Source organism: Faecalimicrobium dakarense, from assembly GCF_000499525.1.
GTDB lineage: Bacteria > Bacillota > Clostridia > Peptostreptococcales > Peptostreptococcaceae > Faecalimicrobium > Faecalimicrobium dakarense.
Map to the genome: position 1 here is coordinate 1 of NZ_HG529300.1, position 1,079 is coordinate 1,079.

Consider the following 1,079-nt stretch of genomic DNA (forward strand, 5'->3'; position numbering starts at 1 on the left):
TAAATAAATATAGGACTCTGCTTAAAAATGATGGAGAACTTCATTTTAAGACTGATAATGAAGGCTTATTTGAATTCACTTTAAATGAAATATCATCTAACGACTGGATTTTTAAAAATATATCTTTAGATTTAGCTAATAGTGAATTTGAAAATGTTACAACTGAGTATGAAGATAAGTTTATGTCTTATGGAATGAAAATATTCAGATGCGAAGCTAAAATTCGTAAATAATAATAAAAGGTTGTGAATTATCACAACCTTTTGTTATTATTTACGAATTTATTAAAATATACCATTTTTCCTTTTTGTAACATATATTCCTATTATAACTACTAATGAATATAATGAATATAGTGTTATTTTTATTATTTCTGTGTTAACTCCAAATAGTTTTATTGACTCACTTGATTCTGGTAATATAACTATTAATGCTGATATTAAAATAAGTATTGGATTTATAACGATTTGTTTATCAGTTCTTAAAATCATTATTTTACCAACCCAAACTATCGATAAAATAAAAAATAAAATTTTAAGTACAAACTCCATGGTGTCTAACATAATCAAAGCTCCCCTTCAGTGGATTTAATATAATTATTTCCATATCAATCATATTTAATCAAATATAAAATAAAAACTTAATTGCTACAAATTAAATTATAATTCTTTTTATAGAAAAAATAAATAAAATTATATTAAGATGGTAACTTATAATTTAAGTTTTGAATAAATTATTCTAAAATGTATATATTATTAGTATAAATAATATATTATCTGGTATTAAAAAAGGATTTTTATATAGATTTATATAATTCTATAAATAATAAATTATTAAAAAGGAGATTGATATGTGCTTATATAACTATAATAATAAAATACAAACCAACCAACCTGTGACTAACGAGGAGTACGATTTACTTAATAAAATATATCAATGTATAGCATCTAATGACAATGAAAACGCTAAACTATTAACTTCTCAATTAATAGATTTACAATCTTCAAAAGAAAGTATAGATACGTTACAAGACGCTATTAATAATTTACATTAAAAAAGCTTCTATAATAAGAAGCTTT

At 21.4% G+C, this 1,079-nt stretch carries 2 protein-coding genes and 1 pseudogene; 2 read left to right on the plus strand and 1 reads right to left on the minus strand.

The window, feature by feature from the left end:
- A pseudogene (locus tag BN899_RS06780) lies at positions 1-233 on the plus strand (tRNA (guanosine(46)-N7)-methyltransferase TrmB); the annotation flags it as partial.
- A 51-nt stretch (positions 234-284) separates the two neighbouring features.
- On the opposite strand, the gene BN899_RS06785 reads toward BN899_RS06780, so the two are convergent.
- On the minus strand, positions 285-563 hold the full coding sequence (locus BN899_RS06785) for a hypothetical protein (RefSeq protein ID WP_042274030.1): 279 nt from the start codon (positions 561-563) through the stop codon (positions 285-287).
- Between the two features lie 287 nt (positions 564-850).
- Here BN899_RS06785 and BN899_RS06790 point away from each other — a divergent pair, with 287 nt between their 5' ends.
- Complete coding sequence (locus BN899_RS06790; RefSeq protein ID WP_042274032.1) at positions 851-1,054, plus strand: hypothetical protein; 204 nt, start codon at positions 851-853, stop codon at positions 1,052-1,054.
- Positions 1,055-1,079 lie beyond the last annotated feature (25 nt).

What these genes read in the sequence shown, in the direction of transcription:
- BN899_RS06790 (WP_042274032.1), top strand. Translation starts at nt 851, where the DNA reads ATGTGCTTATATAACTATAATAATAAAATACAAACCAACCAACCTGTG.
- BN899_RS06785 (WP_042274030.1), bottom strand. Translation starts at nt 563, where the DNA reads ATGTTAGACACCATGGAGTTTGTACTTAAAATTTTATTTTTTATTTTA.